Here is a 12,291-nt window from a genome sequence, read left to right as displayed (position 1 = left end):
CGACGGCCCGGCCGTCGCCCTGGTGTCCGGGGGGACGGACCGCGAGGCAAGGGGCGCGCCGAGGCCGAGGCGCGGTGCTGAGGTGCTGCGCTGCACCGACACGGGCGTGTTCTGCGAGTGCCGGGGGGTGGCGGAGACGCTGCGCGGCGTCGGCGCGGACCTGCGCTGGACGGGCGCGGGTGCGGTGCCATCGGGTGCCGTACTTGTGGGTGCGGGTGGGATGGGGGCGTCAGCTGTAGCGGCCTTACCGAAGGACGGCACCGTCGTGTGCGGCGTATCGGTTGGCTTCCGCTGAAAAGGCGCTACTGGGGCAGGGGTGCGTGCGAGCGATGTCGGCACGGTACCCGGCGCAGGCGCGGACGAACCACGCTGTGCGGGGGTGGTAGCCTCGGCGGCACTGCCTGGGACATTGCCCGACGCCGGCCGCGTCGCGGTCCCTGAACCGCTGTGTGCCCATCGATTGATTCCGGGACCGGGCCCGTCGACCCCGCCCACGCCGGAGTTCGTGCTCGCATCGGACCGCACAACGGTGTCGGCGGACCGGGTCCCGGGCCCGATGGGCGTCCGCTGTACTGCCGTACCGGGTCCGGTCGCCGCGCTTTCGGTGGGCGAACCCGCCTGCCGAGTGGGCGGCTTTGGGGCTCCGTCGGCCGCTGGTGAGGTTTCCGTGCCTGTGGCCGCGATTGCCCGGCCGCCGGTTGTGCCAGAGCCGGGCGGTTTCCTTTGTACCAGCGTGCTGTTGCGCCCCATCGGGTTTCCTGCATGGGTACGTGAGTTCGGGATCGCACCAGTCGCCGACGAGGGTGCGGTAGGTGGCGGTGCGCCCTCCGGGGAAGCAGCCGTGGCTCCCGGCCTGAGCGGTGTCCTCTGTACGGGCGTGCCGCCGACGTTCCCCGAAGGCGTGACCCCCGACGAGCGCGAGGGGCCTACGGCTGTCCCGGCCGGCCCGGGCGGCGTCCTTTGCTCGGGGGTGCCGCTGCTGCGCCCTGTCGTGTTCTCGGTCGTGTGCTCGACGGGGGCCTGCGTCTGTCGAGCGGTTGGGGCGGAGGGCGCGTCAGGGGTTGGCGAAGGCGCGGCGGTGCGGGCTGCGTTCGCCGGGCCGCCGGCCGCTGCTCCTGGCTTGAGCGGTGTCCTTTGTATGGGCGCTCTGGTGGTGTGACTCGTCGTGTTTCCAGCGGAGGAGTCCGGCTGGCGGGTGGCGGAGTCGGCGGTCGCACCCGTCGTCGTCGACGAGGGTGGAGTGGCTCGCGGTGCGCTCTCTGGGGAACCAGTCGTGGCTCCCGGCCTGAGCGGTGTCCATTGTACCGTCGGGCCGCCTGCGCTGTCCGGAGCGACTGAGCCGGACGAACCCACCCGCCCGACCTCTGGGTTCGCGGTCGTGCCGGCCGCTGACGCAGAGCCGGCATCCAGGGCTCGCTGCGCCGCCGTACCCCTGTTGAGTGGTGTCACGTCTGAGCCGGACGAACGCGCAGGCCCGGCCGGCGTCCGCTGCACTGCGATGTCACTGCCACCGCTGTGTCCCGTTGGCGATGGAAAATCAGCCCGAACCGCCGTACCGTCAGGAGCAGTTGGTACCGTCGGCGCGACAGCCGTCGCACCCTTCCGTCGAGCCGCCACCGGCAGCGTCCTGCGCTGGACTGTGGCCGATCCGGCCTGCGACGTCGTGAGGGAGGAATTCGGCCGAGAGGACGGGGCGGTCGGAACTGGTGTCACCCGGACTCCGGCGGGTACCGCCGGGAACACCGGCTTCTCCGTGCCGATGGTCCACTGCACCGACGGTGCACCTGCGCGAGCCGGCGTGCTGGAAGACGCCGACGACGACGCCCGCGGGGCAGGCGTCGCAATCGTCGGCGTAGGTGTGACCGGGACGACGGCGGCCCCCTTCACCGGCTGTGCGCCCGAAGCCCCCACCGCCCCGGTCACCGTGGGCGGAAGCATCCGCAACGGAACCGCCGGCGCGCGCTGAACCACCGGCTCCGGGCCCGTCAACGTCAGTGCCCCAGTGGGTCGTTCGAGTCCCGATACCGGCAGGCCAGATGTGTGCAGCGCCGCGTCGTCGAGCAGCGCCGCGGACTGGCCGTCCAGGACCGCGTGCGACGCCGTGCCCGTGAACGACGGGTTCTGCCACGTCGGCAGCCGCCCGCTGAAGCCCGAGTCCGCGACCCCGCCCCGCCCGGGCGCCAGCGCCCGCTGGATCGGGGGCAGTGTGGGCCAAGCGGCCATGACGACGGGACGCGAGGTATCCGGCGCGGCGGCCGTACCGTCCACAGGCCCTGAGGCAGCCCCCGCAACGCGCTCCGACGCAACGCCTGCTTCAGCCGCCGACACGCCATCCCCGCCGTCCCGGCCCTGTCCGCGCAACCGGTCCAGGAATCCCACAGCTCAGCCCTCCGTCTCCGCCCGCGTCACCAGGGACGCGATCTCCTGCGTGTAACGGCGCCGGTCGTGGTGTTCCAGGTCGAGGATCTCGTCCATGCTCCAGTGGAAGTGGTAGGCGACGTACGCGATCTCCTGGTGCAGCCGGTCGGTCGCGTACGTCACGATTCCCCCAGGCGGCTCCCGCCGAGTTCCACCTCGAACGCCTCGGCGCAGTGCGGGCATTGGACCGACGCCCGGGTATGGCCCTCCGCGTTGATCTGACGGTAGAAGTCCTGCAGGAACGCCAGGTCGGAGGCGAACATGTTCTCCACGATCCCGTCGTGGACCATGGGCAGCGTGCCGAGGCGGGTGATGACCCGGCCCAGCAGCACCACCGACAGGTACGCAGGGTTCTCCTGCACCCGCACATCCCGCAGTGGGACCAGTTCGTCCCGCGCCGTCGACAGGCGCATCACGCCGTCCTGGTGGACGGTGCCCGACTCGTCGATGTAGCCGCGCGGCAGCTGGAAGGGGAACTCCGTGCGCAAAGGCTCCTGGTGAAGGACAGGGGCAGAAGCCGCCGGGGGCGGTGTCGCTTCCGGCCCCGGCAGCTCGGCCGCCGACCCCGGCGCGATCGGCGCCACGTCGGGGTACGCCACGGCGGCGCCGGCCCTGGCACCGGTACGCCGCATTATTCGATGACCAGTTCTTCGAAGGTGATGGTCACGGTCTCGGTCAGCGCGGCTGCCTCGCCCGCCTTGACCGTGCTCGCGTCGATCTTGCTGCACCAGGCGTTGCGCATGTGGTAGCGCTTCACCGGGTTGTTCTGGAAGTCCATCATGATGATCGAGGCGTTCTTGCGGGCCGTGGTCATCTGGCCGGTGATGGACTCGTTGATCCACTGAGAGAACGACGCGGACTGCGTCATACCGCGGACCACTGTGCAGGTGCCGTTCTTCTTCACGCCCGGCAGGTTCTTGACCACGTTCTGGCCGTTCGGGGTGTTCTGCTGGTACGTGATGACATCCTGCTCGATGCTCAGGCCGCTGACCTCGGCGAGGTACTCGACCATCACGCCGTCGATCTGCAGGCCGAAATTGTGTGAGGTGAGGGCGTCACCCGGCTGGAGACTCATGCGTTCGTTGTCCTTCTAAGCGTGTTGATAGCTACGTCGGGGGACGGACCGGGCGACGGCCTACTCCTCCAACTCCCCGCTGCCGCTGGAGAACTGGGCCAGGCGGAAGATCACGAACTCAGCGGGCTTGACCGGGGCGATGCCGATCTCGCAGACGACGCGGCCGAGGTCCACCGACTCCGGCGGGTTGGTCTCCTCGTCGCACTTGACGTAGAACGCCTCCTCGGGCCGCTGGCCGAACAGGGCGCCGCTGCGCCACTCGTTGACCAGGAAGGCCGAGGCGTTGCGCCGGATGCGTGCCCACAGCGCGTGATCGTTCGGCTCGAACACCACCCACTGGGTGCCGAGCAGGATCGACTCCTCCAGATAGTTGAAGTACCGGCGGATGTTCAGGTAGCGCCACGCCGGGTCGGATGAGAGGGTGCGGGCACCCCAGACACGGATACCGCGGCCCGGGAAGGCACGGATGCAGTTGACACCGATCGGATTGAGCAGGTCCTGCTCGCCGCGGGTGATCTGGGTCTCCAGGTCCACCGCGCCGCGTACGACCTCGTTGGCGGGCGCCTTGTGCACACCGCGCTCGGAGTCGTTGCGGGCCCAGATGCCGGCCACGTGACCGCTCGGCGGGATCAGCCGGGTCTGGCCGCTCGACGGGTCGAAGGACTTGATCCACGGGTAGTACAGGGCGGCGTACTTGGAGTCGTAGCCGGCCGTCTCCTGGCGCCACACCCGGACCTGACGGGCATTGAGGCCGGGCGGCGGGTCGATGACGGCCACGCGGTCACCCATCAGCTCGCAGTGCGCGATCAGGCCCAACTGCACGGCCTTGACGGCCTCCAGATCGATCGCGCCGCGCTGGTAGGCGGCCATCAGATCGGGCACGGCGACGATGGAGACCTCATCCACCGCCTCCAGTCCGCCGAAGCCGGTGCGGTCGGCAGAGTCGCCGAGGTACTCGGCCGGACCCGGGTGCGGACCGTCAACCGCCATGCCCGGTACGGCGGTTGGGGGCGCCGGAACGGCCAGAGCAACCGTCTGGTTGTCGGGGCGAACCAGCTGCGCGGCCGGGGCGGCCTCGGTCACGGTGATGAGCTTGGAGCGCTCCTTCACCTGCGTGACGACGTAGTTGCGGCCGCCCTTCTTCGCGGTCACGTCGAAGCTCTCGACGGTCTTGTCGCCGTCCTTGACGATCAGCTTGAACCGCTCGGCGGGTCCCTCGCCCTCCGGGTCGGCGACCTCGACGCTGAGCGGGCCGTTACCACTGGAGGCGATGGCCGTCACGGTGAACGTGCCGAGCTGCGCGGGCTCCGGGGCGGTCAATTCACGCTTCGCGGCGGAGCCGGTCACGCTCGCCGACGCCGAGCCATCCGCTGCGACGCCTTCGTCGGAGCCGCCCACGCGGACCACGTAGGCCGCCGTGCCGCCGTTCTGGAAGAAGCCGTAGACGGAGTGCGCGAGGTAGTACCCGTCGGTGAACGCGCCGAAGGCAGCCACGTACTGGGTCCAGTTGGTCACCAACGTCGGCTCGTTGAGGGGGCCGCTGGGAGCGAGCCCGACGAAGGCGGCGACCGACGTGCCCACGCCTTCGATGGGACGCGAGCCGCTGGCCACCTCCTCGACGTAGACGCCGGGCGACAGGTAGGACGGCATGTTCTGCTCTCCTCCGGGTACGCGACAGGAACCGCTTCCACCCTCACGCGCGTGCGGCGTCCCGGAAACGTCCTCGGGTGCCTGATCGGGGGTAACTCTGTTGCCCTCAAGGGCAGTCAGTCGGGTTGCCCTCGAGACCGCCCGCTCGCGGCTGGCATGCGGTGGGCCTGGAAGGTCAGTCACCGGGTGTCGAGGAGAACGTCGTGCGCGTGGAGGCGAGAACTTCAGAGGGGGTGCGTTCCCACACCGAACGCGGCGGCCCTTCCCTCAGCGGCGGACTTCGGACGCGTCGATGATGCCCTGCGCGCGCAACGTTCGTCCGCCCTCTGGTGGCCCTTCGAGGGGCGACACCCACGTATGCCCCGCCGGTCACCGGGTGTGCCCCAATTCTTCCTGCCCGGCACTGTTCTCCGCCTCTAGCGTGGCCGGGTGAGCCTTTGGACTTCTCTGGAGCCTGCCTCCGCGACCGTGGACCCAGGTGGCAGTACGACGGTGCGGCTGCGATTGCGCAACACCGGTGACGTCGTCGACGAATACCGCTTCGAGCCGGTCGGCCCGGTGGCTCCGTGGACACGCGTCGAGCCGCAGACGCTGCGGCTGTATCCGGGGACGACGGGGACGGTGCAGCTGACCTTCGCCCCGCCTCGCACCCCTGATGCCACGGCCGGTCCGAATCCGTACGCGGTGCGTATCACGCCCACCGAACATCCCGAGGCGACGACCGTCCCGGAGGGCAACCTCACCATCACCCCGTTCACGGAGGTGCGCGCCGAGTTGGTGCCGCCGACCGTGAAGGGCCGTTTCCGGGGGCGGCCGAAGCTGGCGGTCGACAACCTGGGCAACACCAAGCTGACGGCGTCGGTCAACGGCAACGACAACGGCGATCAGTTGTCGTACGACATCCATCCCAGCAACGTGCAGATCGAACCCGGCCGTGCGGCGTTCATCAAGACGACGCTCAAGCCGCGCCGCATCATCTGGTTCGGCAGCAAGGAAGAGCGGCCGTACACACTGAACGTCGTGCGGTCCGGTGCCGAGCCTCTGCCCACCCAGGGGACCTATGTCCAGCGCGGGTTCCTGCCTCGTTGGCTCGCCACCTTCTTCGGGGTGTTCGTGGCGCTCGCGATCACCTTCACCCTGCTGTGGATCGCCTACAAGCCCGCCGTCATCACCGGCGCCACCGAGAAGCCGGTAGAGGCTGGCGCGACCCTGGCGGCCTCGCCGACCCCCACCCCGACCCTGACACAGGCGCCCCCCGCACCCGAGCCCACCCCGGCTGAGGCGGGCGGTGGTGGCGGCGGGTCGGGGGGCGGTGGCGGTGGCGGTGCTCAGACCCCGACGAAGAAGCCCGCACAGCCCGTGGTCCCCGCGACGAAGGTGCTACTGCGCAACACGACCACCAAGAAGTGCGCCGACATCCCCGGTTACGACAAGGGCAAGATCAACGGCAAGGTGTACGAGTTCACCTGCAACGGCACCGACCAGAACAACCAGCTGTGGAATCTTGAGGTGAAGCACCCAAAGGGCGGCCCTGGCGGCGCTCCCCTCTTCCTGATCCGCAACGCCAAGGACGGGCTCTGCATGGACCTGCCCGGCTACGGGGCGGCGCCGATCAGGTCGGATGTCACCGAGTTCACCTGTAACGGCGCGACCACCTCCAATATGCTGTGGTGGCTCGACAAGCAGAAGAGCGGCGCCTACTGGATCCGCAACTTCGCCAGCAACCACAAGTGTCTCGACGTGGCCGGGTTCAGCACCGGTGGCAACGAGACCAATCTCACTCTGTACGACTGCTCCAACAGCGACGACCAGGAGTGGCTGATCATCCACCCTGAGGAGAGCTGAACCGGTCGGCCGCGAGGACGCTACCAGGAGCCCTCGCCCGGCACCAGCCGTCCCGCCTTCCGGTACTCCCGGCGGGCGCCCTCGAGAAGATCGGCCGAGGTGACGAGGTCGTCCCGGCCGGCGGCAAGATACGCGGCGGTCACTACGGCGCTGCGGATCGATCCGCCGGCCAGCTCGAAGTCGCGTGCCACGGACGCCAGTTGGATGTCCTGCTCGCACGGCACGTGGGACAGACTGTGCTGCCACAGCGCCAGGCGCTGGTCCACGTCGGGGAACGGGAAGTCCACCACGAGATCCAGGCGACGCGTGAACGCCTCGTCGATGTTGGCGCGCAGATTCGTGGTCAGCAGGGCGATACCGTCGAAGGACTCCAGCCGCTGCAGCAGGTACGCGCTCTCCATGTTGGCGTGCCGGTCGTGCGAGTCCTTCACCTCGGAGCGCTTGCCGAAGACGGCGTCGGCCTCGTCGAAGAGAAGCACCGCGTCGGTGCGGTCGGCTTCGGTGAAGATGCGCTCGAGGTTCTTCTCGGTCTCGCCGATGTACTTGTCGACCACCGACGACAGTTGCACCACGTAGAGATCCAGTCCCAGGTCTGCGGCCACGACCTCCGCCGACAGCGTCTTGCCCGTGCCCGACTCGCCGGCGAACAGCCCGAGCACGCCCCGCCCGCGCCCGCCACCCGCGCTGAGCCGCCAGTCACCGAGAACGCGGTCGCGGTGCCGGGCGCGCACGGCGAGTTCGTGTAGCTGAGTCAAGGGGCGTTCGGGCAGCACCACGTCCTGCCAGCCGACGGCCGGACGGATCCTGCGGGCATGCTGCTCCAGTCCCGAGGCCGACTGCTGGCGGGCCGCCAGGCGCACATGGGCGGCGGACAGGGGGGTGCCGTCGAAGCGTGCGAGACCGAGAGCCGTGTGCGCGGCGCGGGCAATACGGTCGCCGGGGAGGTGGTAGGGGGCGATGGTGGCGGCCAGGTCAAAGCCCGGCTCCTGTCCAAGTGCGGCCGACCAGGCGCGCAGCGCGCCCGCGTGCTGCTGCGCGGGCACATCCAGTGCGAGGGGGTCCTGGTCGCACCACTGCGGGTCGTAAGGGCGCGGCGTGGCCAGCACCACGGGCACATCCGTGGCGGCTGCCAACTTGCGTATCACTTCGGCCGGCTGCTCGGGCAGGCCGGTGACGACGACGGCCTGCCCGCTGAGCCTGGCCTCCCGCAGCAGGTCCGCGACCTGGTCCTCGGGTCCGGTGAAGTGCAGTGCCGAAAGGCCCGCGAGACGCAGCGCCGCGGCGGCGCAGGCCAGGCCGTCGCCTTCGCGGCGCTCGCGCAGGTAGACGGTGAGCGGAGCACCGGCGGCAAGGCGGGCGGCCAGCCGGTGTACGAGGAGGTCGAACTCGTCGTCCGGGAAGGGCTCTTGGCCGTCGTGCGGCCGCGACGGCGCGGGCAGCGGGTGCAGGTGCCCGGCGAGCGTCGCGTCGGGTGTGTCGTCGCCGAGTAGATGGGCCACGACCCGGTCCGGGACGCTCAACGACCGTCCGGCAAAGGGCCGTTCGGGATCCTCCACCACCAGCAGCCCGAGCCTGGCCAGCGGCGCCGTGGAGTGCAGCCGGGACCGGGCGCTGGGCGAGAGGGGCGAGGCACCCACCAAGTCCAGGGCGAGCGAGACGGTGGCGCGGCGCCGGCTGACGTCGTCGTTGAGATAGCCGTAGAACTGCTCGAAGACGCGGTCCAGGTCGGGGGCGAGCGCGATCAGCAGCAGCGCAGCGTCGAGTTCGGTCAGCCCGAGTCGTGCCGACAGTCCTGCCAGCCGGTCCCGCGGCGGTCCGTCGAGGTGGGGCAGCACCACCGGCTCCGGCGGTTCCGCCGACCACAGCAGATGCCGTACCACCTCCTCCGTCAGATACAGCCCGCGCAGCGGATCGCCGGCCGTGGGATCGTGTGCGGAACGCTGCTCCACGACCTGGGCGACGCGCTCGCGCAATGCCCAGAGCCGGGCGACGAGAGCGGCGGCAGGGCCGGACTCCGTCGTCTCGTCCGTTGGTGTCCACGTCGTCACCGGACCGGTTCCGTCCCTCACTCGCGTGCGGCCGTCGCGCGGGCCTCCCGGGCCGCCGCCACCCGCGAGGGACGGTGGGCGCGCTCCTCGGTGACCGGGGCATCCTCGTCCATGGTGCGCACGCGGACCGCGGCGCCCTCGGTGACGGGCGGACCGGCGTCGTACTCGGGGAAAGCCGGGAAAGGCGCGGTGACCACGAGGTCGAGGGAGGGCTTGAGTTCACCGCCGAGGGCGGACCAGATCTCCGCCAGTGACCGCGACTCCGTCTGAATGCCCGCCACCGACAGCGGCACTGTCAGACCCAACGCACCGAGCGCGCCCGGGAGTTCGGTGGGAGCGATCAGCTCTCGCGGGATCAGCGTGGCCAGCGCGGCGGACAGCAGGCGGTGTTCGTCCTGCGGGCGCTTCGTCCACGCCGTCACCAGGTACGACAGCCGGAACCAGCGCGGCGGCTGACGGCGCTTGACCACGACGTCCCGCTCGTCGACCACCGGCATATGTCCGCGCTGACGACGGCGGACGTCCTCCCGGATGTCGTACAAGTAGACGTTCACCGTGGGAGAGTTGCGGCGGGCCGCCCAGTCGCGGGTCGGTGCGTCGAACGCGATGTCAATGTCCGAACCCGCCAGCGCACCGCTGCCGAGCAGGTCCTTCAGGACCTCGTCCACCTCGTGGATCACCGTCTTGCTCCCGCCTCGCGGTGCCCGGCACCGCACGAAACCTGTTGTTGTATCCCATCCTGTGTCCGGCCCGGGCGACCGCCGCAAGAACGCTGGGGACGGCGAAGGGGCAGACTGTGCTGCCCCGGTGGCCTGGCAGGGCCGCCCTTGTGTCAGATGTAGCCTTCCCGCAGGGCATACGCGACCGCATGCGCCCGGTTGCGCAGATGCATGCGGGTGGTCAGTCCGTGGATCACGTTCTTCACCGTGCGTTCCGAGTAGGACAGCTTGCGGGCGATCTCACCGGTGTCGAGCCCCTCGGCCACCAGACGCAGCACATCCACCTCGCGCAGGGACATACCCGAGGGCAATCCGCCGGTGCGGCCGACGGCGCTGCGGTGCAGCGCGCCCACCTGGCTGAGCAGCCGGCCCAGCAGGTCGGCCGGCAGATCCCCGTCGCCGTGCGCGGCCGCCAGCACGGCCTGCACCAGGCGCGTCGCGGTGGCCTCGTGCCGCCACACGATCGCGCCGACGCCGCACTCGATGACCTCCAGCAGCTCACCCTCCCTCAGCGAGCGGACCACCAGCACCGCTCGCGCCCCCTCGCCGCGCACCAGGCGACGCAGCCGGCTCAGCGTGCCCGCGTCCAGGACATCGTCGACGAGCAGTGCCACCGTCCCGGGGCCGGAGGCGTTCTCCTCACGGAGTTCGATCTCCGGGTACCGGCGCAACTGGCTGATCACGCCCTCGCACAGGATCGGGTCAACCGCCTGCACCGCCACGGGTATCCGCTCAGGGGCGCCGACCGTGCCGGTGCGTGCGGTCCGCGACGAGCTGAACATGTCTCCCCCAAATCCTGCTGCCGGCCACCTGCAGGGGGCCGGCGACAGACCTGCCCGGCACCCCAAGTCCTGTGCTGCACACGCACATTCCGGAACCGGATGACGCCCTGGGCGTTGACCGGTGGACACGCCCAGCAGGCCGTCCGTGAATGGAATGTTCGCTCCCGTAAAGAGAATCACGACAGATCCCGTCCGTCAATACCGAACGTTCTATCCACATCACCGGGCCAAGCTGCGAAGGGCCGCCTCGGCGGCGCTCTCCGAGCGGCGGCCACTCGTTCGGGCTGCTCATCGTTACCCCGGTGTCCAGCCGGCTCTCCGACGAGGTCGGTCGCCGCAAGCCGTTCGTCGTCACCGCGTCGCTGATCGGCACGGCTGGTCGTGCCCTCATCGCGCTGTCGACCTCGCCGCCCATGCTGCTGCTCGGGCAGCTCATCGTCGGCGCGGAAACGGGTGCCCTCTTCACCGTCGGACCCACCCTCCTCGCTGACGTGCTGCCGAACGAGGAGACCGTCGGCACGGACCTCGGCGTCACCGACAAGTCCGAACGTTCTCCCTCGATTGGGGTGAAGTGGCCGGCCTGTTCGGCCGGCCGCCGGCTGTCCTTGCGGACCACCGGGGTGAACAGCCCGCGCACGTAGTCCCGCATGCGGCGGCGGAGCTCGTCCCACTGCGCGGCGGCATACTCGACGGTCCCCTCGAGGCTGCCCCGGCTCGACCGCAGCCCCGCCAACCGCGCCCGCTGGTGCTCGATGGCTGCCTGCGGCAACCGCGCAAAGGCACGCCGCCACTACGAACGCACCCGCTAACACATCCCCCACAGCCTTGCGGCAGCAGAGGCCGAGTTCCAACGGAGTGAGGCATGACCTGCGACGACGTCGGCTTTCTCACGAACTCCCGAGCGCGTGGTGTAGGTGCGTACGCGGGAAGCGATAGAGCGGCGACTCACGGAAACGCGCTGGTGAGGGAGCCATCTCGCCGACCGCTTCACCGCCCACGGCCTGGTCCTGGAGATGCTTGCCGGGCCTCTGCCTGGCATATGCCCCCACTGGGCCGGGGAAGCGGCTGTGCGCGTTCTTCGGCGCCTTGGAGCGGGTCCGCAGGCGCTCGACACCGTCGCGGCCTGGTAGCGGCGGTACCAAGTGTGGTACGCCTGCCACTGCCTGAGCTGGCCGCCCCGCATTCGGACGGAACCCGCCCGGCCCGCCCTCGCGGCCACCCTCCACAACGCCCACAGGGACGGCCACGACCCTGCCACCCTGCTCACCGAGGCGGCGCGACGTCGTGAACTGGGCACTGCCACGTCCGTCGTGGACATACTCGTCTGGCGCCTGCGCTGCAGCGCCCCTCTGCCGGCCCTGCCGGGAGATCCTCGGCAAGTGCACCTGCCTACCGGGACCCGGCTGCCCACTGATGCCCACTGATGCCCGCGCAGCAGTACCCCCTGGAGATGCTCGGCACCGACCCCGACGATGCCCGTGGCGCGCGGCCGATGCACAGTTTCCATGACGACCGGGGGAGCACTGGTCTCACCATTGCTGGCCAGTTCGACACCCGCGAAGGCCACCGCCGTGTCCCACGACAGCACCGTGTGCAGGTCGATGGAGAGGTGCTGGGTCTTGGGTCGTTCGCCGCGAACGCCCGTCGGCAGGCAGACAAGCTCCGCCCCGAACGCCAGTCCGCACTCGACCACCTCGACATCTGCTGATAGTGCGGTCAGATCACGAACGGTCCGCGCATCACCCACGGCACTG

General features: G+C 70.1%; 10 protein-coding genes and 2 pseudogenes. 4 read left to right on the top strand and 8 right to left on the bottom strand.

Annotated features, from left to right (window positions below; all coding sequences use genetic code 11):
- Positions 1 to 2,382: 2,382 nt before the first annotated feature.
- From ACZ470_RS34520 to ACZ470_RS34505, 4 genes are read right to left on the bottom strand one after another with little or no spacing between them, the layout of a single operon-like run.
- On the bottom strand, positions 2,383 to 2,541 hold the full coding sequence (locus ACZ470_RS34520; protein WP_468433745.1) for a DUF6760 family protein: 159 nt from the start codon (positions 2,539 to 2,541) through the stop codon (positions 2,383 to 2,385).
- A complete protein-coding gene (locus tag ACZ470_RS34515) occupies positions 2,538 to 3,050 on the bottom strand; it encodes a hypothetical protein (protein ID WP_468433743.1) in 513 nt (170 codons plus the stop codon). Before ACZ470_RS34515 ends, ACZ470_RS34520 begins: the two co-directional genes overlap by 4 nt.
- Positions 3,050 to 3,493, bottom strand: coding sequence for a phage tail protein (locus tag ACZ470_RS34510; protein ID WP_468433741.1), 444 nt, complete (start codon positions 3,491 to 3,493; stop codon positions 3,050 to 3,052). The genes ACZ470_RS34515 and ACZ470_RS34510 overlap by 1 nt, the downstream gene beginning before the upstream one ends.
- Positions 3,494 to 3,553: 60 nt before the next feature.
- Complete coding sequence (locus tag ACZ470_RS34505) at positions 3,554 to 5,143, bottom strand: phage tail sheath subtilisin-like domain-containing protein (RefSeq protein WP_468433739.1); 1,590 nt, start codon at positions 5,141 to 5,143, stop codon at positions 3,554 to 3,556.
- Between the two features lie 429 nt (positions 5,144 to 5,572).
- Between ACZ470_RS34505 and ACZ470_RS34500 the strand changes: the two genes are divergently transcribed.
- On the top strand, positions 5,573 to 6,988 hold the full coding sequence (locus tag ACZ470_RS34500) for an RICIN domain-containing protein (protein ID WP_468433737.1): 1,416 nt from the start codon (positions 5,573 to 5,575) through the stop codon (positions 6,986 to 6,988).
- Between the two features lie 20 nt (positions 6,989 to 7,008).
- Here ACZ470_RS34500 and ACZ470_RS34495 read toward each other — a convergent pair whose 3' ends face one another.
- From ACZ470_RS34495 to ACZ470_RS34485, 3 genes are all read right to left on the bottom strand, one after another.
- A complete protein-coding gene (locus ACZ470_RS34495; protein ID WP_468433735.1) occupies positions 7,009 to 9,036 on the bottom strand; it encodes an ATP-binding protein in 2,028 nt (675 codons plus the stop codon).
- A gap of 17 nt (positions 9,037 to 9,053) precedes the next feature.
- Entirely contained in the window at positions 9,054 to 9,716 is a 663-nt protein-coding gene (locus tag ACZ470_RS34490; protein WP_468433733.1) for a Pvc16 family protein, read from the bottom strand.
- A 152-nt stretch (positions 9,717 to 9,868) separates the two neighbouring features.
- Entirely contained in the window at positions 9,869 to 10,537 is a 669-nt protein-coding gene (locus tag ACZ470_RS34485) for a helix-turn-helix transcriptional regulator (protein ID WP_468433731.1), read from the bottom strand.
- Between the two features lie 185 nt (positions 10,538 to 10,722).
- On the opposite strand from ACZ470_RS34485, the gene ACZ470_RS34480 reads away from it, so the two are divergent.
- Complete coding sequence (locus ACZ470_RS34480) at positions 10,723 to 11,178, top strand: MFS transporter (RefSeq protein WP_468433803.1); 456 nt, start codon at positions 10,723 to 10,725, stop codon at positions 11,176 to 11,178.
- On the opposite strand, the pseudogene ACZ470_RS34475 reads toward ACZ470_RS34480, so the two are convergent.
- Positions 11,100 to 11,261, bottom strand: a pseudogene (locus tag ACZ470_RS34475) (IS701 family transposase); the annotation flags it as partial. The gene ACZ470_RS34480 and the pseudogene ACZ470_RS34475 overlap by 79 nt on opposite strands.
- On the opposite strand from ACZ470_RS34475, the pseudogene ACZ470_RS34470 reads away from it, so the two are divergent.
- Together ACZ470_RS34470 and ACZ470_RS34465 are read left to right on the top strand one after the other, a co-directional pair.
- Positions 11,239 to 11,346 (top strand): annotated as a pseudogene (locus ACZ470_RS34470) (CGNR zinc finger domain-containing protein); the annotation flags it as partial. The pseudogenes ACZ470_RS34475 and ACZ470_RS34470 sit on opposite strands and share 23 nt — an antisense overlap.
- A 641-nt stretch (positions 11,347 to 11,987) precedes the next feature.
- Positions 11,988 to 12,245 carry a hypothetical protein gene (locus ACZ470_RS34465; protein WP_468433730.1) on the top strand — a complete coding sequence of 86 codons (258 nt, stop codon included), beginning with the start codon at positions 11,988 to 11,990 and terminating at the stop codon, positions 12,243 to 12,245.
- Positions 12,246 to 12,291 lie beyond the last annotated feature (46 nt).

The sequence above is a fragment of the Streptomyces sp. NPDC031111 genome, assembly GCF_055570675.1.
The sequence above is the reverse complement of the archived record's forward strand: the minus strand, read 5'-3'. Positions and strand labels throughout refer to the sequence as shown.

Coding starts and splice junctions, on each gene's coding strand:
- ACZ470_RS34515 (WP_468433743.1), bottom strand. CDS start 3,050: ATGCGGCGTACCGGTGCCAGGGCCGGCGCCGCCGTGGCGTACCCCGAC.
- ACZ470_RS34510 (WP_468433741.1), bottom strand. CDS start 3,493: ATGAGTCTCCAGCCGGGTGACGCCCTCACCTCACACAATTTCGGCCTG.
- ACZ470_RS34505 (WP_468433739.1), bottom strand. CDS start 5,143: ATGCCGTCCTACCTGTCGCCCGGCGTCTACGTCGAGGAGGTGGCCAGC.
- ACZ470_RS34485 (WP_468433731.1), bottom strand. CDS start 10,537: ATGTTCAGCTCGTCGCGGACCGCACGCACCGGCACGGTCGGCGCCCCT.
- ACZ470_RS34465 (WP_468433730.1), top strand. CDS start 11,988: ATGCTCGGCACCGACCCCGACGATGCCCGTGGCGCGCGGCCGATGCAC.